We start from the raw sequence: 25,108 nt of genomic DNA on the forward strand, positions 1-25,108 counted from the left end.
TCTCGCGAATTCGGCAGGATTTCACCGCCCGGCAACCTTCGCCGGTCTCAGCGCTCCGGATCCGGCATCAGGATTGGTGTGTTTCCACCGCCACTAGGCGCACTTTCTTGGTGTCGCGCGCAAAATGCAGCACCGAAAAATCTCCTGTGCTGAGCATTGCCGCAGCTCGCAAATTGGCATCCGGTGTTGTGTGCGAAGCTTCGGCGAGAGCGCCCACAATCTGCGGGAGTACTGGCCCGTGGCTGCACATCACTATTGACTGCTGCTTCTTGAGGCGCTTAGTGACGAGAGCGGTCACGGCGGCACCGTTGCTGCGGTACGCGTCTTGGCTCAGGTCATCGGTTGCTTTGATCTCAAGCTCGGTGCGTTGCGACAGCGGCGTGATCGTGGCGAGGCAGCGGGCAGCGGTGCTGCTCAGGATGCGGTCGGGGGCGAACGCGGCGATGCTGCCGGCGATCGTGGCGGCCTGGTCTGTTCCGCGGTGCATGAGCGGTCGCGTGGCATCCGGCCCGTCCCAGGTTTCTCCGGGAACGGCTTTACCGTGACGCACGGCAATCATCGCGAAGGTGCGGGCGTTGCCAGCCTCGTAGATGGCGGCAAAGCGATCGAGAATGTCGATGTCGTGCTCGTAGCTGACCTTTTTGCGGGCCTTGGAGAGTGACAACCATTCGAGCGATGAGATCTCGTCGTTGGGCGTGAACTTGGCGCGCTCCAGAATGTGGTCGTTCACTTCGGCAGCCCAGTAGTGCACGTACTTGTCGCGGCCGTTACCGAGTGTGTAGTGAACCTTGCCGAGCGGAACTCCGAGTTCGACGCTTAGGCCGGTCTCTTCGAAAATTTCGCGTACGGCGGTCTCGGGCAGCATTTCACCGGGATCGAGTTTGCCTTTGGGCAGCGAGACGTCTTTGTGCACGGTGCGGTGCACCAGCAGCACACGCGGCTTGCCATCGACTACACGCCAGCAGACGATGCCTGCGGCAAGGACCGGTGTGGTCGCCGCGGTCACCGGCGAGCTCCGCCTCGTTTGCGCTGCGTAATTCTCTTCATAAGAACATTCTGTAGGTCTTCAAGCGGTTCGCCGTCCTCTGAGCGGCCGTGGCGTACCCAATCGCCTTCAGAATCGAGCCACCACGAGGCGGTGGTGTCGGCAACAGCGAGGTCAAACATGTAGTCGAGTTCCTCGATGTGTTCGGGTTCCACGATGCGCACGAGGGCCTCGACGCGGCGGTCGAGATTGCGGTGCATCATGTCGGAGCTGCCGATGAAAACCTGAGGGTCGCCGTTGTTGTGGAACGAGAAAACGCGCGAGTGCTCGAGGTAGCGACCGAGCACCGAACGCACCCGAATGTTCTCGCTGAGCCCCGGAACGCCGGCGCGCAAAGAGCAAATTCCGCGCACCACGATGTCGATCGGAACACCCGCATTGTTGGCGCGGTAGAGAGCGTCGATGATCGCTTCATCCACCATGGAGTTCAGTTTGATCCGGATGCCCGAGGGCAAGCCAGCGCGAGCGTTCTTGGCTTCGTTCGCAATCTGCTTCACGAGGCCCTTGCGCAAATGACGCGGAGCCACGAGAAGTCGCTTGAACTTTTTCTCGATGGCATAGCCAGAAAGTTCATTAAAGAGTCGGGTGAGGTCTTTTCCGACCTGGTCGTCGGCAGTCAGCAGCCCGAGGTCTTCGTACAGGCGGCTGGTCTTGGGGTTGTAGTTTCCCGTGCCGATGTGCGCGTAGTGGCGCAGCTTGCCCTCTTCTTGGCGCACCACGAGCGCGAGCTTGCAGTGCGTCTTGAGCCCGACGAGGCCATAGACCACGTGCACGCCGGCCTTTTCGAGCTTGCGGGCCCACGAGATGTTCGCAGTCTCATCGAAGCGTGCCTTGATTTCCACGAGCGCGAGCACGGCTTTACCGGCCTCGGCAGCGTCAATCAGAGCCTCGACAATGGGGCTGTCACCGCTTGTGCGGTACAGCGTCTGCTTGATCGCCAACACATCGGGGTCGGCGGCAGCCTGTTCCAAGAACGCCTGAACGCTCGTCGAGAACGACTCGTAGGGGTGGTGCAGCAGGATGTCTTTGCGAGCGATCGCCCGGAAGATGTCCGCCCGCTCGTTGCCCTCGGTGGGCATGAGGCTCGGGCTCGTGATGGGCACGTGGCGCGGGTACTTGAGCGCCGGGCGATCAATGCGGGTGAGCTGAAAAAGTCCGCCGAGGTTAAGCGGGGCAGGCAAGCGGTACACCTCTTGCTCGGTGATCTTGAGCTCGCGCACGAGAAGGCCGAGCGTCACCTCATCCATGTCGTCGGTGATTTCGAGGCGGATGGGCGGCCCGAAGCGGCGGTTCAGAATCTGCTTTTCAAGTGACTTGATCAGGTTTTCCGACTCGTCTTCGTCGACGTTCACATCTTCGTTGCGAGTAACGCGGAACTCGTGGTGCGCCAGAATCTCCATGCCGGGGAAGAGCGCATCGAGGTGGTTGGAGATCAGATCTTCGAGCGGGATGTAGCGCAGTTGATCGCTACCGTCATCCGGCAATTGAATGAACCGCGGCAACACACTCGGCACCTTCAGGCGCGCGAACTCTTCCTTCTGCGTCTTCGGGTTGCGCACCCGAATCGACAGGTTGAGCGAGAGCCCCGAAATGTACGGGAACGGATGCGCGGGGTCGACCGCCAGCGGCATGAGCACAGGAAAAATCTGGCTCGAGAAGATTTCGTCGACGCGCTCGCGGTCTTCCGGGCCGAGGTCAGACCACGACTCAATGTGGATGCCCTCAGCATCGAGCGCAGGCTTGACGCTGTTGCGGAACTCGGCCGCGTGACGCTCTTGCAGTGCGTGCGCGGCGGCGCTCAACTCTTCGAGAACTTCGGCGGGAGCGCGCCCCGTGTTCGTCGGTACGGCAAGGCCAGTGTCGATGCGACGCTTGAGGCCGGCAACGCGCACCATAAAAAACTCGTCGAGGTTACTGGCAAAGATGGCCAAGAAGTTGGCGCGTTCCAGCAGCGGCAGCGACTCATCCTCGGCGAGTTCGAGCACGCGCTGGTTGAACGCGAGCCAGCTCAGCTCGCGGTCGAGGTAGCGGTCATAAATCAACGTGCCGTCGTCAACGCTCGACGACTCATCGATGTCATATTCATCGAGAGAATCTGTAGCGGAGCTGGGATCGGCGATCGCGCTGTCGTTGTCCATCTGATCATCCTGCCACTCAGTGATGAACAACTGATTAACTCGGCCCATGATGGGGAGAAAACCGGTGAGAGTGTGCCTTAGACGGCGATGCTCTCGGGCATGGCGTCGGCAGCGGCATCCGATGCGCTCGCGGCGGGGGCAACAGCTTCAGGCTTGGGGGCCTTCTCCGCCTCTTCGGCGATGTTGAAGCAGTAGCCCACGTTGCGTACGGTGCCGATGAGCGATTCGAGGTCGCCGAGCTTGGCGCGCAGACGACGAACGTGAACGTCGACGGTGCGGGTGCCTCCGAAGTAGTCGTAGCCCCACACTTCGCTCAGTAGCTGTTCGCGAGTGAACACGTGCCCGGGGTGCGACGCCAAGAAGCGCAGCAACTCGAACTCTTTGAAGGTGAGGTCGAGCGAACGGTCACGAGCCTTCGCTGAATAGCTTGCTTCGTCGATCACGATTCCGGATGCGCGAATCTTCGATGCCGAACTCTCACCTTCGCGGCGCGCCAGGGCCAAGCGGATGCGGGCATCCACTTCGGCGGGGCCCGCGCCAGCAACGAGGAGGTCGTCGATGTGCCACTGGTGATTGACGGCAGCGAGCCCGCCGTCGGTGACGATCACGAAGAGCGGAACCGAAATGCCGCCGGAATGAAGAACGCCGCACAGCCCTTTGGCTGCGGCAAGATTGGTGGTCGCGTCGACGACGATGAGGTCGGTAGTTGGCGCGGCAACGAGGGTTGCGGGCGCGGCGACGACTACCTCCACCGTGTGACTGAGCAAACCCAGGGCGGGTAATGGATCAGCGTCGGGCGCAGAGCTAAGCATCAAGATGTGTGCCATATGGCCTCCCCACTGCGTAAAAGTGATTCTACCGTGCGACGCCGCGCGCTCGTGACGGCCCCCGAATCGTGCTCTTCTCGATACGATGGGGCAATGACTTGGCAAAAGTGGAGCGTCGCGCCCGTGTGGGCCTTGAGCCTCGTAGGCACGGTCATTATCGGCGCGGTAGCTGCGCCCGAGTCACGGGTCACGTGGTTGGCGATTGTCCTCGCGGCCTGCGTCATCTTTACGTTCGTTGTTCAACTGCTCATTCATCGCAAAGAGGGCTTCGTGGCGCGCGCAACCGCCAGCATGGTTGGCGCCCTTGTGGTTGTGGCTGCGGCCACAGCGATTTTCGCTTTCATTTAGTGCTGCTGGGCTGCACAGGGATAGGATTAGTACATGCTTCTCGCACTTGAGCTCTTCTTTGTTGGCCTTTTGGGTCTCGCGACGCTGTCGATCGGCTACGTCTCTGTCGTCGTCGTCTACAACCTCTTTCGCGGCCAGCGCTAACCGCGCGCCATGGTTATTGAGCTCGACGCCTCCGGCCCTGCTGAACTAGCGCCACTTTCCTGGCTCGTTGGCCTTTGGGAGGGCACGGGCATTGTCGACTACAAGATCGGCGACGAAACGCGCAGTGTTGAGTTCGGCCAGCGCATTAGCTTCACCCACGATGGGCTTCCGCACCTCAACTACAACTCGTACACGTGGTTGCTCGATGATGAGCAAACTCCCCATGTAACCGAGACCGGCTACTGGCGCCTTCGCCGAGCCGCCACTGACGGCGACCCGGGCCCCGGATTGCTACCGGCACTGGGGGAGCGCCCCTTCGGGTCCGCCGAAGAGGTTGAGAAACTGCGCACCCCGAACGGTGGCTTCGAGATCGAAGCGTCCATCGTGCATCCGGGTGGCATCAACGAGTTTTACATCGGCGAAGTGACGGGCCCCCGCATCGACCTCGCGACCGACGCCGTCATGCGCACGCAAGGCGCCAAGGAGTACACCGCGGCAACGCGCATGTACGGCCTCGTCGAAAACCACTTGCTCTGGGCGTGGGATATCGCCGCTCTCGGCCAAGATTTGCGCACGCACGCATCGGGACGGCTCGCTCGTGTCGAATAGTGTGTTCGCTGCACGCCCCGGTGCCATTGGCGAACCGCCCGAGCACTATGGCAACCCCTTTGGGGAACAGCGCACGCTCACCGAGGGTCGTTCGGTGGTGGAACTCGCCGACCGTGCCGTTCTCACCATCACTGGTCCCGACCGATTGACCTGGCTCGACTCGCTCACCACGCAGTCCCTCAAGGGGCTGACTCCCGGCGAGAGCGCCGAAACGCTGCTGCTCAACCCCAATGGCCGCGTCGAGCACGCTATGCGGCTTATTGACGATGGCGAGTCCCTCTGGTTGCTCATCGATGGCACCCAGCGCGAACCGCTCGCGGCCTGGCTCAACCGCATGAAGTTCATGCTGCGCGTAGAGATCGCCGACCGCAGCGATGACTTTGTGACGATCGGCAGCTTTGGCGACGCGCTCGAGGTTCCCGCCGCCACGTCTCAGGATGTACCGCTCGTCTGGGTCGATCCGTGGTCGTCCGTTGTGCGCGGCGGCCATCAGTACGCCACTTCAGCGACGCACCCCGCCGCGACGTGGAATTACAGCGAAACCCTCGTCGCCGTCGATGCCGATCTGTCGGCCTTCGACGCTGCCGGCTCGCTCGCGTTCGACGCCCTGCGCATCGCTGCGTGGCGTCCCCGCTTCAGCTCCGAAGTCGATGACCGCACGATTCCGCACGAACTCGACTGGATGCGCTCCGCCGTGCACCTCAACAAGGGCTGTTACCGCGGGCAAGAGACCGTAGCGAAAGTGCACAATCTCGGGCATCCGCCGCGTCGCCTCGTGATGCTGCACCTCGATGGCTCCGAGGGCGCACTGCCCGAGGTCGGTGCCGAAGTTCGTCTCGGCGAAAAAACCGTCGGCACCGTCACCGCATCCGCGCGCCACTTCGAACTTGGCCCAATTGCGCTCGCCGTGATTAAGCGGGGAGTGGATGCCGCAGAAACGTTGGCCGTCACCTCCGACATCGGGGAGATTGCCGCCGCGCAAGAAGTCATCGTTCCCACCGACGCCGGAGCCGAGGCAAACGTGCCCCGCTTGCCCCGCCTCGGAGCCGTTACTCGCGGCTAGCAGCGGCATCCAATCATTCTCGGTACTCTTGAGTTATGACTCACACCCTGATTTTGTTGCGCCACGGCAACTCCGAATGGAACCAAAAGAATCTCTTCACCGGATGGGTGGATGTCGGGCTCACCGAGCAAGGTCGCGGCGAGGCCGCCCGTGCCGGCGAGATGATCGCTGCCTTCGACAAGCAGCCTGACGTTCTTTACACGTCGCTGCTCAAGCGCGCGATCCACACCGCCAACATCGCCCTCGAGGTCGCCGACCTCGACTGGCTGCCGGTCAAGCGCTCCTGGCGACTCAACGAGCGCCACTACGGTGCGCTGCAGGGCAAAGACAAGGCCCAGACCCTCGAAGAGTTCGGCGAAGAGAAGTTCATGACCTGGCGTCGTAGCTTCGACGTGCCGCCGCCCGAGCTCGCTGATGACGCTGAATACAGCCAGGTACACGAGCGTCGCTACGTCGGTATCGACGGTGAAGTTCCTCGCACCGAGAGCCTCAAGATCGTTATCGATCGCATGCTGCCCTACTGGGAATCCGACATCACGAAGGATCTCGCCGCAGGCAAGACCGTGCTCGTCACCGCCCACGGCAACTCGCTGCGCGCGCTCGTGAAGCACCTCGATGGTATTTCTGACGACGACATCGCGAGCCTCAACATCCCCACGGGTATCCCGCTGGTGTACGAGCTCGACGACAACTTCATGCCGATCAAGCCCGCGTACTACCTCGACCCCGAAGCTGCCGCTGCCGGCGCTGCTGCGGTCGCATCACAGGGCAAGAAGTAGCCTTCAGCCCACGCTCGCTTAACGCACAAAGCCCCGACGAGATCGAATCTCGTCGGGGCTTTGTTACGTGGTGACGGCTATTAGTCGTCGGCGGGAACCCAGTCGCCCGTAGCAAGGTACTGAACCTTCTTGGCGATGGAGACCGCATGGTCTGCGAAACGCTCGTGGTAGCGCGACGCGAGAGTGGCATCCACAGTATCGACCGCAGCGCCCTTCCAGGTCTCACCGAGCACCTTGTCGAACACGCTGAGGTGCAGCGCATCGATCTTGTCGTCGTCGTTGCGAATCTCTTCGGCAACGCGCACATCTTCATGCTTGAGCAACTCAACAAGCTTGTTGGCGACCGCGACATCGAGTGCCCCGAGTTCTGCGAAAGTTGCTCGCAAAGACTTGGGCACGACCTTGTCGGGGAAGCGGTAACGAGCGAGCTGAGCGATGTGCTCAGCCATGTCACCCATGCGCTCGAGTGATGCACTGATGCGCAGCGCGCTCACTACAATTCTCAAGTCGCGGGCGACGGGTTGCTGACGAGCGAGGATGTTAATCGCGAGCTCGTCGAGTTCGGCTGCAGCCGCATCAATCTGGTCATCGTCTGCGATCACTGTTTCGGCCAGTGACACATCGGATTCATTGAATGCTTTTGTGGCGTTGTCTATTGAGACAGCCACCAGGCTGGCAATTTCCACGAGGCGATCTTGCACCTCGCGCAGTTCTTGTTGAAATACTTCGCGCACGCTATCTACGTCCCTTCGATACGGGCATGACGAAGCCCGCACGGCTTAGGCCACCCTGCCCGCGTTAGGTTAACAACAGGTGTTGGCGGCCTGAACTTTATCTGAAGTGAGCACTCGTCGCGAACTTGCGGCAAGCGGACGCTTCAGATGTAACTAATCTAGTCGGTATGGACTCTGCGTGGCTCGTGCCTGCCGCCCTCGCTTTTGGCGTATTTCTCGGCGGTGGCATGTCCTTCATCATTTACGCAGCCGCTAAGCGGGGTCAAAGAGCCGCCCACGTGGTCTCTTCTGCCGTGCCGGATGGCGTAGATCAGGTCATCGATGCGCTGGAATCCGCGGGTATCGTGCTCGATCCCTCGAATAACATCATGAAGGCATCGACGGGGGCGCTCACCTACGGTCTCGTGTGGAACCACGCGCTCGTGCATCCGGAACTCGTCGAATTTGTTGACCAAGTTCGTCGCACCGGCGAGCCAATTGCCCAAGAAGTGCACTTATCTCGTGGCCCTTTCGGTGATGCCAACATTTATCTTTTTGTTCGTGTTGCTCGCCTCGGCACGCGATACGTTTTGCTGTTGGCCGAAGATCGCACCGAGTCGTACCGCCTCGATGAGGTGCGTCGTGACTTCGTCGCCAACATCAGCCACGAGCTCAAAACCCCGATCGGCGCCGTTGGCTTGCTTGCCGAAGCCCTCGTGAGTGCTTCGGACGAACCGGATCAGGTGAAGCGGTTCGCTAAGCGCCTCACTAAAGAGTCACACCGTCTCGCTCGCATCACGCAGGAGATCATCGAACTCTCGCGATTGCAGTCCGCTGACGGCCTTGCGGAGGCTGCTCTGGTCGACATCGACAATGTCGTGTCTATCGCGATTGACCAGAACCGTGCCGTCGCTGAGTTCAACAAGGTCACTCTGGCCAGCGGCGGTCTCACGGGCTTCGAGGTGTTCGGCGACGAAACCCTTCTCGTGCTCGCCCTCGACAACCTCATCTCGAACGCCGTGCAGTACTCGCCCGAGAACACGCGCGTGGGAATCGGAGTCCGTCACCGTGACGGCGCCATCGAGGTCTCGGTCACCGACCAGGGCGTCGGAATCCCCGACGACGAACTCGACCGCGTGTTCGAACGCTTCTACCGCAGCGACCCCGCGCGCAGCCGTCACACCGGCGGCAGTGGGCTCGGCCTCAGTATCGCCAAGCACGTGGTGCAGAACCACGGCGGCGACATCCGCGTGTGGTCGCAACTCGGCCACGGCTCCACCTTCACGATTCGACTGCCCGAGATCGATCCCGACGTAACCAACGCAACAGGAGACAAGCAATGACCCGCATTTTGATCGTCGAAGACGAGGCGTCGTTGAGCGAGCCTCTCGCGTTCCTGCTGGAGCGCGAAGGCTACGAAACGACTATCGCCGAAGACGGCCTCGCGGGGCTTGCTGAGTTCGACCGCAATGGCGCCGACCTTATCCTGCTGGATCTCATGCTGCCCGGCCTTGCCGGCACTGAAGTATGCCGCGAGGTTCGCACCCGCTCGAACGTGCCCATCATTATGCTCACGGCCAAAGACAGCGAAGTGGATATCGTGGTCGGCCTTGAGCTGGGAGCGGATGACTACGTAACGAAGCCCTATTCCACTCGTGAGCTCTTGGCCCGCATCCGCGCAGTTATGCGCCGCCGGGCGGAGGACGTCGACGAGACCGACTCGGTGCTTGAGGCTGGGGGAGTGCGGATGGATGTTGAGCGCCACACGGTCACGGTTGATGGTGTCGATGTTGGCATGCCGCTGAAGGAATTTGAACTGCTCGAGCTTCTCTTGCGCAACGGCGGTCGCGTGCTGACGCGCGGTCAGCTGATCGATCGAGTGTGGGGCGCCGACTACTTTGGCGACACCAAGACTCTCGACGTTCACATCAAGCGCATCCGCACCAAGATCGAAAAGACTCCATCGCAACCGAAGCTTCTCGTGACCGTGCGCGGGCTCGGGTATCGCTTCGAAGACTAAAACGCCGCGGGTGCACGCGGGCTAGCTCGGGTGCACCTGGCTTCGGCGCACCAGTGGGAAGTGAGGCTATTCGCTGAGAGCGCTAGCCGGAGCGAGGTCGGCGTAAATAACGTCGTCGCTCGCCATTACGGGAACCAGCAACTCTTGGCCGCTGTCGTTGCCGAACTGGAAGTAGATGGGGAACAACTGCCCGGCACGGATGCCTGCATCCGCGATCACGATCATGTCGCCATCGACCTCGGTGCCGTAGCTCTTGACTTCACCAGAGGTGACCGGCTTGGAGATGTCGATGCGTTCGCCCTCGGCCGACTCGTACTGCATGCGCAGGCTGCCGCTCGAGGAGCTGGTGTTGATGATGGTGACCATCAAGCTGACGGCGGACTCGTCATCGTTGCTGATGGCGAGAACGTTGCGTACCTTGACGTCGCCGACTTCGGCGCCGATACCGTCGCTGGGGTCGTAGTGGTTCAACGTCGCGGTAGGCGTAATGAACGAACAACCGGCGGTGCCCACGAGGAGGGCTCCGGCGATGAGGGCGGAGGCTGCGGCGCGTGTTGCGCGAGTGCGTACTGTCACAAATCCATCCTAATAGATAGCTGCGCCGAGTGCTTTACTTAGGCAACCCTTACCATGTGTTTACTGTGATAAACTGGGTTTTCTTCGAGAGGACCACTATTCATGTTGTTTGAGGTCGGCGAGACTGTCGTTTATCCCCATCACGGTGCTGCAACCATCACCGAGGTTAAGAAGCGCACCATCAAGGGTGAAGAGAAAATCTATCTCAAGCTCAATGTAACTCAGGGTGATCTCACCATCGAAGTGCCCGCAGAGAACGTTGATCTCGTGGGCGTTCGCGACGTTATCGGTCGCGAGGGGCTCGACGCTGTGTTCGAGGTGCTTCGCGCGCCGTTCACTGAAGAGCCCACTAACTGGTCGCGCCGGTACAAGGCCAACCTGGAGAAGCTTGCTTCGGGAGACGTCATCAAGGTTTCTGAGGTCGTTCGTGACCTCTGGCGCCGTGACCAGGATCGCGGCCTTTCGGCTGGCGAAAAGCGCATGCTTGCGAAGGCACGTCAAATTCTTATCTCTGAGCTTGCGCTCGCTGAGAAGACTGACGAAGACAAGGCATCTCTGGTTCTCGACGAGGTTCTCGCTTCATAACCCATTAGCTCTGACTGTGTATTCACAGGAGAGCATGGGTAGGCTGATTCGCTACGTCTTTTTGGCGGAGGAGTATTTCCTCGCCCATCGATTTGGAGATACCCGCCTCATATGAATCCACAGATTAATCCCCGCGTCGCCGTGATCCTTCTCGGCGCCGGGAATGGCACCCGCCTCGGTCGCAACGAGCCAAAAGCTTTCGTTCACTTGGCGGGTCGTCCTACTCTCAGTCGCGCCCTCGAATCCGTTTTCGGAATGGCGGAGCCGACTCAGGTAATCATCACTGTTCCGAAGTCGTATGGCCCCATCGCCAAGCAGCTCGCGCGCTCGGTCCCCGGCGGCCGTGATCGGGAGCCCGTGATTATCGTGGGCGGTTCCACGCGCCAGGAGTCTGTTGCTGAGGCCCTCAAATTTCTCGAATCGAGCATTGACGTAGTTCTCGTGCACGACGCGGCACGTCCGCTCACGCCGAGCCTCGTCTTTGACTCGGTTGCCGCAGAAGTGCGCAGCTCGAACGCTGGTGTCGTGCCGGGCCTTCCGGTTGCCGACACGATTAAGCGTACGGATGACAACAGTCAGATCGTCGAGACCGTCGACCGTTCCGTGCTCATGGCGGTGCAAACCCCGCAGGGTTTCCCGCGTGACCAGCTCGTAGCTGCCCACGAGGCCGCTCAAGAAGAGCACACCGACGATTCAGCTTTGGTCGCGGCTGCGGGTTTCCCGGTCTCCATCATCGCGGGCGACCCCATGGCCTTCAAGATCACTACCGCGTGGGAGCTGCGTCGCGCCGAGCAGCTCTTTACCGAGTCTGCAGCCACCAGCATCCGAGTCGGTACTGGTACGGATGTGCACGCCTACGACGACACTAAGCCTCTGTGGCTTGCTGGGCTGCACTGGCCGGACGAAGTCGGCCTCCGCGGTCACAGCGATGGCGATGTTGTCGCTCACGCGATTTGCGATGCCATGCTCTCGGCCGCGAAGCTGGGCGATTTGGGCAGCGTATTCGGCACGAGCGACCCCAAGTTTGAAGATGCCCATGGTGATGTCTTCTTGCGCGAAACCCTCTTTCTCATGCGGGAAGCCGGCTTCGAAGTGGGCAACGTCTCCGTTCAGCTCATTGGAAACCACCCGATGGTCTCGCGCCGTCGCGTAGAGGCTGAAGAGTTCTTGAGCGGGATTCTTGGAGCTTCGGTGAGCATCGCGGGCACGACCTCCGATGCGCTCGGCTTCACAGGCCGCGGCGAGGGCATGGCGGCAATCGCTACGGCACTCGTACATGCGCGCACGGTCGCCGAGGCCACTCACAACCGCGAGTAGTCGCGTCGGGCGGTGCCGCGCGATCGCGCGGTTGCCCGGCGATCGACTTTTGCGCACGCCGCTGTGCCTGTTGACGCGCGGTGATTCCGCGTAGCTAATCTCCGCGTTCGAAACCAGAGCGAACCTGAGCAGTAATTTCTTTCGCTCGTGCCTTGGTCGATTGCTTGCGAGCCTGATATACCTGTTACTACACGACTGTGAGTCCGATGCTCACAATTGTGCAAATGTAGTACCAGGGTCGATGGGGACACACACCTCACGTCACGCCACCGGCCCTGACAGGCGCCGACAACGAAGTTGCGGCTGGAGAAAGGTGTGAGATGCAATCTGTTCTGGACACGATAATTTGGGCGGCTGATTCGCCGCCAGTACCGGCCAGCGACAACCCGATCATTCAGGCCCTCACCTGGGGTGCTACGCACTTCATTGGCCTGTTCAACGCATCGGGTGAAGCTCTCGTTGGTCTCGCAACCGGCATCCTGCCGACGCTGATCGTGCTGCTTACGTTTATGTACGCGATCACCACCTGGGTGGGCGAAGCACGCATGACCCGCGCAGTACAGTGGTCAGCTCGTTGGGCCATTACTCGCTACACCCTCATGCCCATCATCGCGGTCATCGTCTTGACCAACCCGATGGCGTACTCCTTCGGCATCTATCTACCCGAACGACAGAAGCCGGCGTTCTACGACTCTGCAGTGTCATTCGTGCACCCTGTCACCGCCTTCTTCCCGCACGCTAACGCCGGCGAGATCTTTGTCTGGGCTGGTGTCTCGGCTGGAGTGCTCTCCATCGCTCCCGAAAAGTACCCGCTGCTCGCGCTGCTGTACTTCGGTACCGGCATCGTCGTTATCTTTATTCGCGGAATCGTCACCGAGTGGATCACCAAGCTGCTCATCCGTCGCCAGGGTCTCACGGCCGTATTCGACGAGTACGACCGCGAGTTCGCGCGTGCAAGCGAGCGTTTCATCGAGGCAAAGTCGACCAAGAAAACCGGATCCTCGGTTTCCACTGAAGGGGCGGTGTGATCATGAGCGAGAACACCTACAGAAACGTATTCGTCAAGCCCGGTAACGGCGGTTGGGGCAAGGGTCTCCTCCTCGAGCCGAGCGCAGAAAAGAACGTCGTTCTCTCGGTAACCGGTGGCGGAATCCACCCGGTCGCTGCGCGGATCGCCGAGCTCACTGGTGCAGAAGCTGTTGACGGCTTCACCAACAGCATTCCCGAAGAGCGCGTTGTCGCTGTCGTGATCAACTGTGGTGGAACTGCCCGCATCGGCGTCTACCCCAAGAAGCGCATGATGACCGTCGACGTCTTCCCCGGAGAGCCCTCGGGCCCCCTCGCGAAGTACATCACCGACGACGTCTTCGTTTCCGCTGTCGGCACTGACAACGTTGAGCTCGTTGATGGTGAGCACGCCTTCGCGACTCACGCCGCTGAGGCATCCGCTGCATCCGAAGCTGCTATCGGCAGCCCGGCCCCCTCGGGAGCCTTCGGTACGAGCAACGTTCAGCACTTCACCGCTGAGACGACAACCGGTGGCGGCTTCATCGGCTTCTTCTCGAATACGGCAACGCGCTTCGGTTCGGTTATCGGAAACATCATCAACACACTGCTCTCGTCTGGTCGCCAGACGGTTCAGCTCGTGCTGCAGACGATCCTGCCGTTCATGGCCTATGTGAGCCTCTTGATCGGTTTCGTCACCTACTCGGGACTCTCGGATCTCATTGCGCAAGCAGTGACTCCGTTGGCCTCGAACCCGATCGGACTGATCCTGCTTGGTGTGATCACGGGACTACCGTTCCTGTCGCCCATTCTGGGACCGGGCGCGGCTATCGCTCAGGTCGTCGGTGTACTCATGGGTACACAGATCGCCGCTGGCGCACTGCCGGTGCAGTACGCACTGCCGACGCTGTTCGCCATCAACGGTCAGGTTGGTTGTGACTTCGTTCCCGTGGGCCTCGCCCTGGGAGAAGCCAAGCCGGAGACGGTTGCAGTGGGTGTACCCGCTGTGCTCTTCTCTCGCCTGATCACGTCACCGCTGGCAGTCTTGATCGCGTGGGGCGCAAGCTTCGCGCTGATCTAAGCACCACCGCCAGTACAACCACCACACGCAACAGCAGAGAAAAGCGAGACAGCAATGACTACCTATTACCGCAGCGAGGTCACGTCCATCGGAACGGACGCCACCGAAATGTTCGACGGAGGAGTGGTGATCTTCTTCGGAGAACCCTGCCCCGCCGAACTGGCTGAGGTAAGTGTCGTTCACACTGTCACGCACCACCACCCGCAGCGCGATCCCCAGCCGGGAGACGTGCTGCGGGTGGGGGACTCTGAAGTCACCATTACGGAGGTCGGCGAGATTGCGGCCAACAACCTCCGCACGCTCGGCCACTTCGTGGTCTACAGCGACCCAGAAGACAGCCAGAAGATTCTCCCCGGCGCCATTCACGCGAAGGGCACGCTATCGCTGCCCGACGCCGGCGTCACCATTGAGCTCATCGAAGGTAGTTGACATGGATACCGGCTTCGCACTACTGCTGATCGCAGCGCTCGTTCTGAGCGTTGTGTTTAGCCTCCTCCAACAGCGCACGTACTCGCGTGCCACCAAGCGACTCGGAACAAGCTTCATCGGCGCGAAAGACCATTTCTTGGTCTCGGGCCGCGGCAAGCACTTCCTCCGCGGCGCCATCGTTCTCCTGGTCGTTGATGCCTCAACGAGCCGCATAGTGGCCGCCGAGGCCATGGTCGGCAGCACCGTTCTCGCGCGCTTCAAGCCGCGCCCCGAGCTAATCGGTGATCTCGACACCGCAACGCTGCGCACCAAAGAGAAGATGATGACCGCAGCCGTGGACTACGCCACCAAGCAGTACTGGGTGACGTACAAGCGCAACGTCGCAGCGGCAGCCCGCAAGTAGCGACATCACTCGTTCGGGTGTTTCGGCATTCGACATTGCATCGTCGTTCCCGGCGGGGCATACTAAATACACATACTTGATTAACAAGCGCACATAAGTGCATCAACGTGGTTTCAAAGGGGTAGTCATGGGTTACACAAACAAACTGCTTGCGCGTCAGCGTGAGGTCGGTCGTCCCGTTCGTATCGGTCTCGTCGGCGCAGGCCAGATGGGCTCCGGCTTCATCGCCCAGATCGCTCGCCAAAAGGGCGTCGACATCACCGCCGTCGCCGACATTGCAATTGACCGTGCCGTAGGTGCTCTCGCTAACGCCGGCATCACCGACGTCGACCAGTCAGCAGACCTCGAGACGCTCGCCGCCACGATCGAAGCCGGCGGCCACGTTGTCGTCAACGACGCTCTCGCCCTTCCGAAGCTCCCCATCGACATGGTCATCGAGTGCTCGGGTGTTCCCGAGATCGCCGCCAAGGTTGCCCTCGCGTCGCTGCTCGGTGGCAAGGATGTCGCCCTCATGACCGTAGAAGCTGACGTTACCGTCGGTCTCCTCCTGGCTCGCATCGCCGCTCAGACCGGCAACATCTACACGGTCTGCCGTGGCGATGAGCCCGTTGAGTGCCTCAAGCTCGTCGAGTACGTCGAAGACATCGGTCTCGACGTTGTTCTCGCCGGTAAGGGCAAGAACAACCCCCTCAACGAGACGGCTACCCCCAGCAGCCTCGAAGAAGAAGCAAAGACCAAGGGCATGAACCCGCGGATGCTGTGCAGCTTCGTCGACGGAACCAAGACCATGATTGAGATGGCTGCCCTCGCTAACGCGGCCGACCTCGAGCTCACGAAGCGTTCGATGCACGGACCGGCCGCAACGGTGCCGACGCTGCAGGACATCTTCAAGCCCATCGAAGACGGTGGAATCCTCGACCGCAGCGGTGTTGTCGACTACGCCACTGGCCCGGTTGCGCCCGGTGTGTTCGTTGTTGCTAAGGCAACCGACCCCGTTGTGCACGAGGAGCTCAGCTACCTCAAGCTCGGTGAAGGCCCCTACTTCGCGTTCTACCGTCCGTACCACCTCGCGAGCGTCGAGGCAGTGCTCTCGATCGGTGAGGTCATGATCGACCGCCAGCCGTCGCTTGCTCCGATCGCCTGGAACGCAGACGTTTCTGCCATGGCTAAGCGCGACCTCAAGGTCGGCGAAAAGATTGACGGCATCGGTGGCGAGCACGTCTACGGTGACGCCGTTCCGGCAGCCGAGGCCAAGGCTGGTCGCGAACTGCCCATCGGTCTGGCATCGGCCGGCACGCTCATCCGCGATGTCGCCAAGGGAACTGCCGTCACGTACGACGACGTGCAGCTCGACGAAACCAAGACCATCGTGATTTTGCGCAAGCTGCAGGATGCCCTTCTGGCCGATGGCCAGTTGCAGGTTCCCGCTCTCGCTTCGCTGCTCTCCGCCTAAGAAAGGTGACAACTATGAATACGCAGATCGTTGCGAACCGCGAACTCGCGGCAGCCAGCCTCGCCACCATGTGGAAGATCCGCCGCTTCGAAGAAGCAGTGGAAGACCTCTACGGCCGTGGATTGATGCACGGCACGATGCACCTCTCGATCGGTCAAGAGGCCGTACCGACCGGTGCATGCCTCGCCCTCAACAAGGACGACTACATCACCTCGACGCACCGTGGCCACGGCCACTGCATCGCCAAGGGCGCCGACATGGAGCGCATGATGGCCGAGCTTCTCGCGAAAGAGACTGGCTACTGCCGCGGTCGCGGTGGTTCGATGCACATTGCGGATACCGCAACCGGAAACCTCGGTGCCAACGGCATCGTGGCTGGTGGCGTTCCGATCGCTACCGGCGCAGCGCTGTCGGCGAAGATGCGCGGCACCAAGCAGGTTGCTGTCAGCTTCCACGGCGACGGTGCGATGGGTGAGGGTGCCTGGCACGAGGGCGTTGTGCTCGCGGCAATGTGGCAGCTTCCCGTGGTGTTCCTGTGCGAAAACAACCTCTACGGCATGTCAATGTCGTCAGAGAAGGCCTTCAATCTCGACCAGCTTTCTGACCGTGCGAAGGGCTACGGCATCCCCGGAGTGACCGTTGACGGTAACGATGTTCAGGCTGTCTACGACGCCACGAAGGAAGCGGTTGACCGCGCTCGTGCCGGTGGCGGACCGACCTTCATCGAAGCGAAGACGTACCGCTGGCGCGGTCACTCGAAGTCGGACAAGAACCTGTACCGCACTCGCGACGAGATCGATGAGTGGCGCGGCAAGGACCCGATTCCGCTGTTCGAAGCTCAGGCTCTCGCCGCCGGTGGCCTCACGCAGGCTGACATCGATGCCGTTCGCGACAACGTGCGCACCGAACTGCGCAGTGCCGTTCAGCGCGCCAACGCTGCGCCGGACGCCACCGCTGACGACCTTCTTTCCGCCGTCTACGCAAGGTAACGACTATGACTATTGAGACGACCGCGGCACAGACCGCAGCGCCCGCGACGGGCGAAACCGTAACCATGACCTACTCCGAGGCTGTTCGCGACGCTATGCGTATCGCGATGGCCAAGGACCCTGCCGTCTTCATCATGGGTGAAGACGTCGGAACGTACGGCGGCGCCTTCGGTGTCACCGGCGAGCTCATCAACGAGATCGGCCCCGACCGCGTTCGCGACACCACCATCAGCGAGCTCGGCATCATGGGCGCCGGTGTCGGTGCCGCGATGACGGGCATGCGCCCGATCGTCGAGATTCAGTTCTCTGACTTCACGGCTCAGGCCATGGACCAGATCGCTAACCAGGCAGCGAAGATTCACTTCATGCTCGGTGGCGCAGTGAACGTTCCGATGGTTATCCGCGCGCCGGGTGGTTCGGGAACGGGTGCTGCCGCGCAGCACTCCCAGAGCCTCGAAGCCTGGTTTGTTCACATCCCCGGTCTCAAGGTTGTTATGCCGGCAACGGCGGATGACGCCAAGGGCTTGCTGCTCTCGGCCATCGACGATCCCAACCCCGTCATGGTCATCGAGCACAAGCTGCTCTACAAGACCTCGGGCGAGGTTCGCACGGGCGACATCCGCACGCCGCTTGGCGTCGCTGCGGTTCCCCGCGAAGGCAAGGACCTCACGATCATCGCCACGGGTGTTGAAGTGAGCCGCGCGCTCGAAGCAGCTGAGATTCTTGCGGCCGACGGCATCGAAGCGACCGTGGTCGACCCGCGCACGCTCAAGCCGCTCGACAGCGACACCATCCTGCGCACCGTCAAGGCCACGGGCCGCGTTCTGCTCGTGCAGGAAGCGGTGCGTACACTCGGCTTCATGTCTGAAGTGTCTGCCATCATTTCCGAATCGGATGCCTTCGGCTACCTTCGCGCGCCGATCAAGCGTCTTGCTGGCCTCGACATCCCGATCCCGTACGCTCCCAAGCTCGAGCGCGCTTCGGTGCCGCAGGTCGAAGACATCGTTGCGGCGGCCACTGATCTCGTTCGGAAGTGGTGACATGTCTGAGCTGCCTCTGACAATGCCCAAGATGTCCATGACCATGGAAGAGGGCACCATGGTCGCGTGGCTCAAGCAGGAGGGTGACTCGGTTCGTTCCGGGGAACCAATCTGTGAGGTCGCGACCGACAAGGTTGACATGGAAGTGGAGTCGCCCTTCGACGGCGTACTCGCTCGCATCATCGCCCAGCCCGATGAGGTGTACGCGGTGGGAGACACCATCGCTTTCATCACGACAGAGGCCGATGACCTGCTCGGTGGACTCTTTGACGAGCCCGCCGCTGACGCTCCCGCTGCTGCTCCGGCCGCTGCGGAAGTAGCTCCGGCTGCCGTTCCTGCCCCCATCGAGACCGGGTGGATCCCCGCTGTTCCGGCCGCTCGCGGTGCCGCCGCCGAACACGGCGTTGACCTCTCGTCGGTCACGCCGACCGGGCCGGACAACACCGTTCGTTTGTCGGATGTTGAAGCAGCTGCTGCAGGAACCTCCGCAGCGTCTGCTGCTGTTCCGGTCGCGGCTCCTGCTGCACCGGCCGCGCCTGCTGCTCCTGCTGCGGTAGCGCCTGCTGCTCCTGCAGCTGCCGCTGCCGCTCCTGCTCCCGCTGCCGCTGCACCGGCCAAGGCAGTTGACCCGGTAGAAGCTCGCCGCCTGCGCACCCGCAAGCAAGTTGCCAAGGTGATGACGGCATCCGCTCTCGTTCCGCAGTTCACTGCCTATGTTGACCTTGACCTGTCAGCCTTGGCTGCCGTGCGCAAAACCACACTCGGTGGCGCTAGCTGGACCGCACTCTTTGTGCGGGCTCAAGCGATCGCTCTGGCCGAGAACGCTGCGCTCAATGGCACCTGGACTGATGAGGGAGTCGTCGCCAACGAGCACATCGGGATCGCCCTCGCGATCGATTCGCCATCGGGGCTGCTCGCGCCGGTGCTGAAGAACTCGCACGAGGGAACACTTGCTGAGCTGGTCGCTGAGATCGCCGGTGTCGTAGACGAGACGCGCAAGGGCACTCTGCCGCCCGCGCGACTCGGCGGCGGAACAAGCGTATTCTCGAACCTGGGCGGATTCGGCGTGGAATCGTTCAACGCACTATTGACCCCACCGCAGTCGACGGCTCTGTCGTCGGGCGCCGTCAAGCCACGCATGCGCGTGTTCGACGACGAGACCTTCGGTGTGCGGTTGAGCTGCACGATCGGTCTCACCGTCGATCACCGTGTAGCGGATGGTGCTGATGCCGCACGCATGCTCGCGACCATCACGAACCTCGTCGCGAATCCGGAGCGTTTGCTCTAGAGCCGCAACCCGCCCGCGGGTTCTCCTAGCCGCGTTCCTCAAGGGGCGCAGTCCACCACGTTTCGAAACAGGTACACAATGTCAGAACGCACAGCCACAATCGTTTCCCCCTCGGGCCTTCACGCTCGCCCCGCTGCACTCTTCACGCAGGCGGTCAGCAAGAGCGGCTTGAAGATCACCGTTGCTAAGGATGGCAAGGCTGTTAACGCCGCCAGCATCCTCGCCGTGATTTCGCTCGGAGTCTCTCAGGGCGAAACCGTCACGCTGGCTTCCGACGATGAGGGCGCTGACACTGTGCTCGACGAGCTCGCAGAACTGCTCGCTACCGTCGAATAGTAATCACCGCAGAAGGCCCGCACCGATTGGTGCGGGCCTTCTGTGCGTTAACTTGCGGGATGCTGCGGGCGGGATGCTGCGGGCGGGATGCGGGTGGCGTTGCAGTTGCAGTCGCCGCCCTAACTTCAGCAGCCCCAACGTCAGCCCCAACGTCAGCCGCTGCCGCAGCCCTACCCCCAGCCCCAGCCGTGTGGTGCAGCGGCTCGCTGACGAGCCCTGTGCGCTGTTCTGAGCGCCGAATGTAGCCGTCACTAGCCCGATGGCGGTCTAGGGGTTCGTTCGCGCGTCTTCGACGCGCACAAAAGCCCCGCTCCTTCCTGGGGGAGCGGGGCTTTCGGCGGCGAAGCTAGACCTGGTTAGGCCTTAGCTGCTTCTTCGTCGGATGCTGCTGCGGCATCCGCTTCGACCTGAGCACGCACGATGTCGCGCTTCTTTTCGAGGCGGCTCACCCAGTAGGCGAATCCGAGGGAGAGCACGGCGAGGACCGCGATGGTCCAGCCGCCGAGGTTTGCTACTCCGAAGAACAGACCGGTGAGGGGGTTTGCTCCGTCAACGAGCGACGAGATGAGCTGCGAACCCTGCGTGTCGCTGAAGCCCGAGGCTTCGGCGATGGCCGTGAACTGCGGTGCGGTTGCGGTGGCGATGAAGAGGCCGATCGCAATAACTATGGCGCCACCGATGACGGAGCGCACGATGTTTCCGCGGAAGATTGGAACCATCATGGCCACGATGAACGGCAGCGTGGCGAGGTCAACGAGCGGCAGCACCTGGTTGCCGAGCGGAGCAAGGGCAATAGCGATCAGCACGGTAACCGGAACCAGTACGAGCGACGTCGCGAGCACAGCGGGCTGTCCTACTGCGATCGCGGTGTCGAGACCGATGTAGAACTTGCGACCGGGGAAACGCTTCTGAACGAACTCGCGAGCGGAGTCGGAGACCGGGATGAGGCCTTCCATGAGGATCGAGACCATGCGCGGCAGAAGCAGCAGTACGGCAGCGAGGCTGATGGCGAGGACGAGGATCGCGATGGAGTCTTCGCGCGGGTTGTCGAAACCGAAGCCGGCGAGACCGATGATGATTCCGAGTACGAGACCCAAGATCATCGATTCACCGAAGACACCGAAGCGCTTCTCGATGGTCTGCGGGTCTGCCTTCAGGTTGCGGAAGCCGGGGATGCGGTCGAAGACCCAGTTGAAGGGGATCGCGAACAGAATGTACGGCGCGCTGGTTCCGTGGGGGAACGAGATGTCGGGGAAGTTGAAGTACTTCTGAATCATCGGTGCCGAGAGGTCGGCGAGAGCCAGAACGATCACCATGTGCACGGCGGCCGCGGCGATACCGATCCAGAAGTTATCGGTGACGGCTCCGACAAGAGCGCCAACGAGGGCGAAGTGCCAGAAGTTCCACAGGTCAATGTTGAACGTGCGGGTGAGGCCCGACCACAGCAGCAACATGTTGACGAGGATGCCGACAGGAATAATCACCGCCCCGATGGTGGATCCAAAGGCGATGGCCGCGCTCGCGGGCCAGCCCACATCGAGAACCGTGAGGTTCACGCCGAGGTTCACGGCGAGGGCCTGAGCGGCGGGACCAACGGTGCCGGCCATGAGCCCGATCACGAGGTTGATACCGATGAAGCCAATACCGATCAGCACACCAGCACGCAGTGCCTGGCTGAACTTTTGGCCAAGGATCATGCCGAAGATCGTGATGAGGATCGGCAGGGTAACGGAGGCTCCGAGAGCCGTGAGGTAGCTGGTGATATTTGTCAAAATATCTTCAATAATGTTCAACGCTGAACGTCCAATTCTCTGAGGTTTGTCGAGGCTGGGGCATGAGCGCGCGGCAGTACTGCGCGCGTGCTCGTCAAGCTGATGATGCGGCGGGCCACGTGCGGTGCGCGGGCCACTCAGTGTCGCGGGTTAGGCGAACTGCTGCTCGATTTCGGCGAATACCTTGTCGAGGCCCATTCCGGTGAGGAAGGGGAGCCCGGCGATGACCGGGATGCCGACGGAATCGGGCACTTGGGTGGTGGCCACGATGAAGTCTGCGTCGAGGTTGCCGCGCAGAGTGTCGGCTACTTTGCCCTGAGTGATCTTGGCGTCGAGTCCTTTGGATTCGCAGAAAGTGCGAATCTTAGTGACGACCACAGTGGATGTTGCGACTCCAGTGCCGCAGATCACGAGGATGCGTTTTGTGGCCATTTTCAATACTCCAATGTATTCGCGGGGCGATAGCTTCGTGACAATTATGCACCTTTGATATACAAATGTGTACACGGCAACATTTTTTTGACTAACACCTGCGCCCAGAAGGACGAGAAACCATGAGTGAGACCCCCACAGCAGCACCCGTCGTGCCCCGCGCCGACCTCAGCATTGTGGGGCTTGTGGCAGGCAACAGCACCGAAGTGCTCTCCGCTTTCGCACAGCAGGCTCTCGCGGTTGGTGCCGTGCACCCCAGTTACGAGGCAGCGCTTCTTGAGCGCGAACTCGCCTTCCCCACTGGTCTACCCACGGTCATCCCGGTGGCAATTCCCCATGCTGATGTCGAGCACGCCATCGAATCAGGGCTCGGAATCGCCACCCTCGCGCAGCCCGTCGAATTCGGTGAAATGGGCGGAGCGGACTCGACCGTGGCTGCTCGCGTGGCCGTTCTCATCCTCGTGACTGAACCGCATGCGCAAGCAGAAATGCTGTCGCAACTCATCGGGGTCTTCCAGCTCGACGGCTGGCACGACACTCTAAGCGCCGCGACAACGCCAGAAGAGCTCGCGGCAACCTTCGCCGACCTTCTCGCTTCCGCCGCCGAGTAGTTAGCTCGGCGTCAGCTCAAGCCGTAGTCACTCAAAACGCGACATCTGCGCGACGCCCGGTGGGCTAGCGCTGGTCGAGCAGGGCTAGTGCGAGATCAGAGTCAACGACGAGCACGTCAAAGAGCCCGCCGGTGAGCGCCGCGTGTGTACCTTCAAGCTTGTGCGCTCCCGCAGCAACGCCCACCACGGTGGGAATGCTTCCGAGTTCGTCAAGGTCGATCGCGATCACACGGTCATTGACGACAGACTCCACAAGTTTTCCCTCGTGGTCGAAGAAGCGCGTGCAGCAGTCACCCACTGCTCCGGATGCTGCGAACTCGCTGCGTTCGGTGCGGCTGAGGTTCATCGACTCGATGATGGCGCTTGACGCGCCCTTGCCCACGTTTCCGACTCCGACGATCGCAATCTTCGCGCGCCGAGAAGCATTGAGCACGCCCGTAATCGAGGGCTCCCGCAGGAACGCCTCGCGGGATTCGAGCGATTCGACAACTGCGGGCGCGTACAGACGGCGGTGTTGGGCTCCGAGCTTGGTGGCCAAAAGGCGCACCAAAACGTTGCCGTCGCGAGCGGAGTCCACGATGGAAAGCCCGCCCACGAGGGGGAGTACTTCGATGTTCTCGTGGGAGGCGTCATCCGGAATCTCGTCGACGACAGCCTGAACGCTGGAGCCCCAGGAGAGAGCCACGCCACCATCGCGGGGCAAGTTGTCGATGAGCCACTGCGCGCCGAGCGCGCCGACGCGGGAAAGCTGGTTGTCAGATCCGGTGCTGGGGGCAACGCGGCATTCGCGCAGTCCGTAGCGAGCAACGAGCTGTGCTTCGAGGTCTTGAGCGCGACCGAAGGGGTCGTTGATGCGGATTTCAACAATGCCGTTCTTGCGGGCATCAGCGAGAACGCGAGACACGTTCGATCGCGAGACGCCGATCTCTTGAGCGACTTCGGCTTGTGATTTGCCCTCGAGGTAATAGAGAGTGGCTGCTTTCACAAGCATGGCTTGGTTGCGTGGACTGGGTATGGGTCCATCCCTCTCTCATGCTTCGTTGCTGATTTGCACTCATTCTACGGCCGTCTACACACTCGTGCGTGTAACTTCCAGCGTTTACAAGGATTCAGCGTTTCGCGCTGCGCGGAAAACCCAGTCAAGACACAGTTCGCAGGCGTATGTTCAGAGGAGCGGTCGATCACCGCACCTGAGAGAAAGAAGGCGCAATGACAAACATTCAGCGTGTAACAGTTTTGGGCACAGGCGTGCTCGGATCACAGATTGCTTTCCAAACGGCGTACAGCGGTTTCGACGTTGTCGCCTACGACATTAACGATGACGCTCTCGATAAGGCTCGCGAGCGTTTCAACGGACTTGTCGACACCTACATTGCCGACGGAGTAGACGGCGCAGCCGATGGCAAAGCGAAGGACGCACTCACTCGCGTGCGCTTCTCGGCTGACCTCGGCGATGCTGTTGCCGAAGCAGACCTCGTGATCGAGGCGATCCCCGAAATTCTCGACCTCAAGAAGTCCACCTACGCCGAGCTGGGAAAGCTCGCCCCCGAACACACGATTTTCGCCACGAACTCCTCCACTCTGTTGCCGAGCGACATGAAGGAATCGACCGGTCGCGTCGATAAGTTCCTGGCGCTTCACTTCGCTAACCAGATCTGGAAGTTCAACACTGCCGAGATCATGGGTACGAGTGACACCGACCCCGCCGTCTTTGATGCGGTCGTGGAATTCTCGAAGGCCATTGGCATGGTGGCGATCCCGATTCACAAGGAGAAGGCCGGCTACGTTCTCAATTCGCTGCTCGTGCCGTTCCTTAACGCGGCAGCCGAGCTCGGTGCCGAGGGCTACGCAGAACCTGCTGACGTGGACAACACCTGGCGCATTGCGACTGGCGCTCCCATGGGGCCGTTCCAGATCTTCGACGTGATCGGTCTCACGACCCCGTACAACATCATGTCTCACGGTGACGAGAAGACGCAGAAGTTTGCCGAATGGCTCAAGACCGAATACATCGACAAGGGCTACCTCGGAGTCGCATCCGGGCGTGGTTTCTACACCTACACGAAGTAATCGTCTGCAGCGCGGGGCTCTCAAGCCCCGTGCTT

Annotated in this window: 27 protein-coding genes; 19 read left to right on the plus strand and 8 right to left on the minus strand. The window is 61.3% G+C overall.

The genetic code is table 11. The features are described from left to right. Positions 1-67: 67 nt before the first annotated feature. The 3 genes from CLV85_RS04190 to CLV85_RS04200 all read right to left on the minus strand — a co-directional run bounded on the left by CLV85_RS04190 (position 68) and on the right by CLV85_RS04200 (position 4,010). Positions 68-1,006, minus strand: a complete 939-nt coding sequence (locus tag CLV85_RS04190; protein WP_100388329.1) for an NUDIX hydrolase — start codon at positions 1,004-1,006, stop codon at positions 68-70. Next, the gene (locus CLV85_RS04195; protein WP_100389260.1) at positions 1,003-3,183 is read right to left on the minus strand and encodes an RNA degradosome polyphosphate kinase; all 2,181 of its coding nucleotides are present in this window, start codon (positions 3,181-3,183) and stop codon (positions 1,003-1,005) included. Before CLV85_RS04195 ends, CLV85_RS04190 begins: the two co-directional genes overlap by 4 nt. 77 nt (positions 3,184-3,260) lie before the next feature. Beyond that, entirely contained in the window at positions 3,261-4,010 is a 750-nt protein-coding gene (locus CLV85_RS04200) for a winged helix-turn-helix transcriptional regulator (RefSeq protein WP_100388330.1), read from the minus strand. Between the two features lie 93 nt (positions 4,011-4,103). Between CLV85_RS04200 and CLV85_RS04205 the strand changes: the two genes are divergently transcribed. From CLV85_RS04205 to CLV85_RS04220, 4 genes are all read left to right on the plus strand, one after another. Then, positions 4,104-4,358: a hypothetical protein gene (locus tag CLV85_RS04205; protein ID WP_100388331.1), complete on the plus strand. Its 255-nt coding sequence runs from the start codon at positions 4,104-4,106 to the stop codon at positions 4,356-4,358. A gap of 153 nt (positions 4,359-4,511) precedes the next feature. Next, entirely contained in the window at positions 4,512-5,111 is a 600-nt protein-coding gene (locus CLV85_RS04210; RefSeq protein ID WP_100388332.1) for a nitrobindin family protein, read from the plus strand. Then, the gene (ygfZ, locus tag CLV85_RS04215) at positions 5,101-6,174 is read left to right on the plus strand and encodes a CAF17-like 4Fe-4S cluster assembly/insertion protein YgfZ (RefSeq protein ID WP_205030315.1); all 1,074 of its coding nucleotides are present in this window, start codon (positions 5,101-5,103) and stop codon (positions 6,172-6,174) included. The genes CLV85_RS04210 and ygfZ overlap by 11 nt, the downstream gene beginning before the upstream one ends. A gap of 35 nt (positions 6,175-6,209) precedes the next feature. Next, a complete protein-coding gene (locus CLV85_RS04220) occupies positions 6,210-6,953 on the plus strand; it encodes a phosphoglyceromutase (protein WP_100388334.1) in 744 nt (247 codons plus the stop codon). Between the two features lie 80 nt (positions 6,954-7,033). On the opposite strand, the gene phoU is transcribed toward CLV85_RS04220, so the two are convergent. Further along, positions 7,034-7,687 (minus strand): phosphate signaling complex protein PhoU, encoded by a 654-nt coding sequence (phoU, locus tag CLV85_RS04225; protein ID WP_100388335.1) that lies wholly within the window; start codon positions 7,685-7,687, stop codon positions 7,034-7,036. Between the two features lie 167 nt (positions 7,688-7,854). On the opposite strand from phoU, the gene CLV85_RS04230 reads away from it, so the two are divergent. Together CLV85_RS04230 and CLV85_RS04235 are read left to right on the plus strand one after the other, a co-directional pair. Next, on the plus strand, positions 7,855-9,009 hold the full coding sequence (locus CLV85_RS04230) for a sensor histidine kinase (protein WP_100388336.1): 1,155 nt from the start codon (positions 7,855-7,857) through the stop codon (positions 9,007-9,009). Beyond that, positions 9,006-9,686 carry a response regulator transcription factor gene (locus tag CLV85_RS04235; RefSeq protein WP_100388337.1) on the plus strand — a complete coding sequence of 227 codons (681 nt, stop codon included), beginning with the start codon at positions 9,006-9,008 and terminating at the stop codon, positions 9,684-9,686. Before CLV85_RS04230 ends, CLV85_RS04235 begins: the two co-directional genes overlap by 4 nt. Before the next feature lie 66 nt (positions 9,687-9,752). On the opposite strand, the gene CLV85_RS04240 is transcribed toward CLV85_RS04235, so the two are convergent. Further along, on the minus strand, positions 9,753-10,262 hold the full coding sequence (locus CLV85_RS04240; RefSeq protein WP_100388338.1) for a hypothetical protein: 510 nt from the start codon (positions 10,260-10,262) through the stop codon (positions 9,753-9,755). Positions 10,263-10,364: 102 nt separating this feature from the next. On the opposite strand from CLV85_RS04240, the gene CLV85_RS04245 reads away from it, so the two are divergent. The 11 genes from CLV85_RS04245 (at position 10,365) to CLV85_RS04295 (ending at position 20,188) form a co-directional block, all read left to right on the plus strand. Continuing rightward, entirely contained in the window at positions 10,365-10,847 is a 483-nt protein-coding gene (locus CLV85_RS04245; protein ID WP_100388339.1) for a CarD family transcriptional regulator, read from the plus strand. A gap of 111 nt (positions 10,848-10,958) precedes the next feature. Further along, the gene (ispD, locus tag CLV85_RS04250; protein ID WP_100388340.1) at positions 10,959-12,164 is read left to right on the plus strand and encodes a 2-C-methyl-D-erythritol 4-phosphate cytidylyltransferase; all 1,206 of its coding nucleotides are present in this window, start codon (positions 10,959-10,961) and stop codon (positions 12,162-12,164) included. Positions 12,165-12,484: 320 nt separating this feature from the next. Continuing rightward, positions 12,485-13,192, plus strand: a complete 708-nt coding sequence (gene srlA, locus CLV85_RS04255) for a PTS glucitol/sorbitol transporter subunit IIC (RefSeq protein ID WP_100388341.1) — start codon at positions 12,485-12,487, stop codon at positions 13,190-13,192. Positions 13,193-13,194: 2 nt separating this feature from the next. Next, a complete protein-coding gene (gene srlE, locus CLV85_RS04260; RefSeq protein ID WP_100389261.1) occupies positions 13,195-14,250 on the plus strand; it encodes a PTS glucitol/sorbitol transporter subunit IIB in 1,056 nt (351 codons plus the stop codon). A 54-nt stretch (positions 14,251-14,304) separates the two neighbouring features. Further along, on the plus strand, positions 14,305-14,679 hold the full coding sequence (locus CLV85_RS04265) for a PTS glucitol/sorbitol transporter subunit IIA (protein ID WP_100388342.1): 375 nt from the start codon (positions 14,305-14,307) through the stop codon (positions 14,677-14,679). Between the two features lies 1 nt (position 14,680). Next, complete coding sequence (locus CLV85_RS04270) at positions 14,681-15,082, plus strand: transcriptional regulator GutM (protein ID WP_100388343.1); 402 nt, start codon at positions 14,681-14,683, stop codon at positions 15,080-15,082. Positions 15,083-15,209: 127 nt separating this feature from the next. After that, positions 15,210-16,535, plus strand: coding sequence for an NAD(P)H-dependent oxidoreductase (locus CLV85_RS04275; protein ID WP_100388344.1), 1,326 nt, complete (start codon positions 15,210-15,212; stop codon positions 16,533-16,535). Between the two features lie 14 nt (positions 16,536-16,549). Further along, on the plus strand, positions 16,550-17,524 hold the full coding sequence (locus tag CLV85_RS04280) for a thiamine pyrophosphate-dependent dehydrogenase E1 component subunit alpha (RefSeq protein WP_100388345.1): 975 nt from the start codon (positions 16,550-16,552) through the stop codon (positions 17,522-17,524). Positions 17,525-17,529: 5 nt separating this feature from the next. Continuing rightward, entirely contained in the window at positions 17,530-18,564 is a 1,035-nt protein-coding gene (locus CLV85_RS04285) for an alpha-ketoacid dehydrogenase subunit beta (protein WP_100388346.1), read from the plus strand. Between the two features lies 1 nt (position 18,565). Then, a complete protein-coding gene (locus tag CLV85_RS04290; protein WP_100388347.1) occupies positions 18,566-19,852 on the plus strand; it encodes a dihydrolipoamide acetyltransferase family protein in 1,287 nt (428 codons plus the stop codon). A 78-nt stretch (positions 19,853-19,930) separates the two neighbouring features. Next, positions 19,931-20,188: an HPr family phosphocarrier protein gene (locus CLV85_RS04295; protein ID WP_100388348.1), complete on the plus strand. Its 258-nt coding sequence runs from the start codon at positions 19,931-19,933 to the stop codon at positions 20,186-20,188. A gap of 356 nt (positions 20,189-20,544) precedes the next feature. On the opposite strand, the gene CLV85_RS04300 is transcribed toward CLV85_RS04295, so the two are convergent. After that, positions 20,545-21,981: a PTS galactitol transporter subunit IIC gene (locus tag CLV85_RS04300; protein ID WP_100388349.1), complete on the minus strand. Its 1,437-nt coding sequence runs from the start codon at positions 21,979-21,981 to the stop codon at positions 20,545-20,547. 129 nt (positions 21,982-22,110) lie between these two features. Beyond that, positions 22,111-22,392, minus strand: a complete 282-nt coding sequence (locus CLV85_RS04305; RefSeq protein WP_100388350.1) for a PTS sugar transporter subunit IIB — start codon at positions 22,390-22,392, stop codon at positions 22,111-22,113. Positions 22,393-22,514: 122 nt separating this feature from the next. Here CLV85_RS04305 and CLV85_RS04310 point away from each other — a divergent pair, with 122 nt between their 5' ends. After that, positions 22,515-23,003: a PTS sugar transporter subunit IIA gene (locus CLV85_RS04310; protein ID WP_100388351.1), complete on the plus strand. Its 489-nt coding sequence runs from the start codon at positions 22,515-22,517 to the stop codon at positions 23,001-23,003. A gap of 64 nt (positions 23,004-23,067) precedes the next feature. Here the strand turns inward: CLV85_RS04310 and CLV85_RS04315 are convergent, their stop codons facing one another. Continuing rightward, on the minus strand, positions 23,068-23,988 hold the full coding sequence (locus CLV85_RS04315) for a sugar-binding transcriptional regulator (protein ID WP_205030317.1): 921 nt from the start codon (positions 23,986-23,988) through the stop codon (positions 23,068-23,070). Between the two features lie 224 nt (positions 23,989-24,212). On the opposite strand from CLV85_RS04315, the gene CLV85_RS04320 reads away from it, so the two are divergent. Then, positions 24,213-25,073 (plus strand): 3-hydroxyacyl-CoA dehydrogenase, encoded by an 861-nt coding sequence (locus CLV85_RS04320; RefSeq protein WP_100388353.1) that lies wholly within the window; start codon positions 24,213-24,215, stop codon positions 25,071-25,073. Positions 25,074-25,108: the final 35 nt, after the last annotated feature.

Origin of the sequence: Salinibacterium amurskyense (genome assembly GCF_002797685.1) — a bacterium.
Taxonomy (GTDB): domain Bacteria; phylum Actinomycetota; class Actinomycetes; order Actinomycetales; family Microbacteriaceae; genus Rhodoglobus; species Rhodoglobus amurskyensis.

Coding starts and splice junctions, on each gene's coding strand:
- CLV85_RS04195 (WP_100389260.1), bottom strand. CDS start 3,183: ATGGACAACGACAGCGCGATCGCCGATCCCAGCTCCGCTACAGATTCT.
- CLV85_RS04200 (WP_100388330.1), bottom strand. CDS start 4,010: ATGGCACACATCTTGATGCTTAGCTCTGCGCCCGACGCTGATCCATTA.
- CLV85_RS04205 (WP_100388331.1), top strand. CDS start 4,104: ATGACTTGGCAAAAGTGGAGCGTCGCGCCCGTGTGGGCCTTGAGCCTC.
- CLV85_RS04210 (WP_100388332.1), top strand. CDS start 4,512: ATGGTTATTGAGCTCGACGCCTCCGGCCCTGCTGAACTAGCGCCACTT.
- CLV85_RS04220 (WP_100388334.1), top strand. CDS start 6,210: ATGACTCACACCCTGATTTTGTTGCGCCACGGCAACTCCGAATGGAAC.
- CLV85_RS04230 (WP_100388336.1), top strand. CDS start 7,855: ATGGACTCTGCGTGGCTCGTGCCTGCCGCCCTCGCTTTTGGCGTATTT.
- CLV85_RS04235 (WP_100388337.1), top strand. CDS start 9,006: ATGACCCGCATTTTGATCGTCGAAGACGAGGCGTCGTTGAGCGAGCCT.
- CLV85_RS04245 (WP_100388339.1), top strand. CDS start 10,365: ATGTTGTTTGAGGTCGGCGAGACTGTCGTTTATCCCCATCACGGTGCT.
- ispD (WP_100388340.1), top strand. CDS start 10,959: ATGAATCCACAGATTAATCCCCGCGTCGCCGTGATCCTTCTCGGCGCC.
- srlA (WP_100388341.1), top strand. CDS start 12,485: ATGCAATCTGTTCTGGACACGATAATTTGGGCGGCTGATTCGCCGCCA.
- srlE (WP_100389261.1), top strand. CDS start 13,195: ATGAGCGAGAACACCTACAGAAACGTATTCGTCAAGCCCGGTAACGGC.
- CLV85_RS04265 (WP_100388342.1), top strand. CDS start 14,305: ATGACTACCTATTACCGCAGCGAGGTCACGTCCATCGGAACGGACGCC.
- CLV85_RS04270 (WP_100388343.1), top strand. CDS start 14,681: ATGGATACCGGCTTCGCACTACTGCTGATCGCAGCGCTCGTTCTGAGC.
- CLV85_RS04275 (WP_100388344.1), top strand. CDS start 15,210: ATGGGTTACACAAACAAACTGCTTGCGCGTCAGCGTGAGGTCGGTCGT.
- CLV85_RS04280 (WP_100388345.1), top strand. CDS start 16,550: ATGAATACGCAGATCGTTGCGAACCGCGAACTCGCGGCAGCCAGCCTC.
- CLV85_RS04285 (WP_100388346.1), top strand. CDS start 17,530: ATGACTATTGAGACGACCGCGGCACAGACCGCAGCGCCCGCGACGGGC.
- CLV85_RS04290 (WP_100388347.1), top strand. CDS start 18,566: ATGTCTGAGCTGCCTCTGACAATGCCCAAGATGTCCATGACCATGGAA.
- CLV85_RS04295 (WP_100388348.1), top strand. CDS start 19,931: ATGTCAGAACGCACAGCCACAATCGTTTCCCCCTCGGGCCTTCACGCT.
- CLV85_RS04305 (WP_100388350.1), bottom strand. CDS start 22,392: ATGGCCACAAAACGCATCCTCGTGATCTGCGGCACTGGAGTCGCAACA.
- CLV85_RS04310 (WP_100388351.1), top strand. CDS start 22,515: ATGAGTGAGACCCCCACAGCAGCACCCGTCGTGCCCCGCGCCGACCTC.
- CLV85_RS04320 (WP_100388353.1), top strand. CDS start 24,213: ATGACAAACATTCAGCGTGTAACAGTTTTGGGCACAGGCGTGCTCGGA.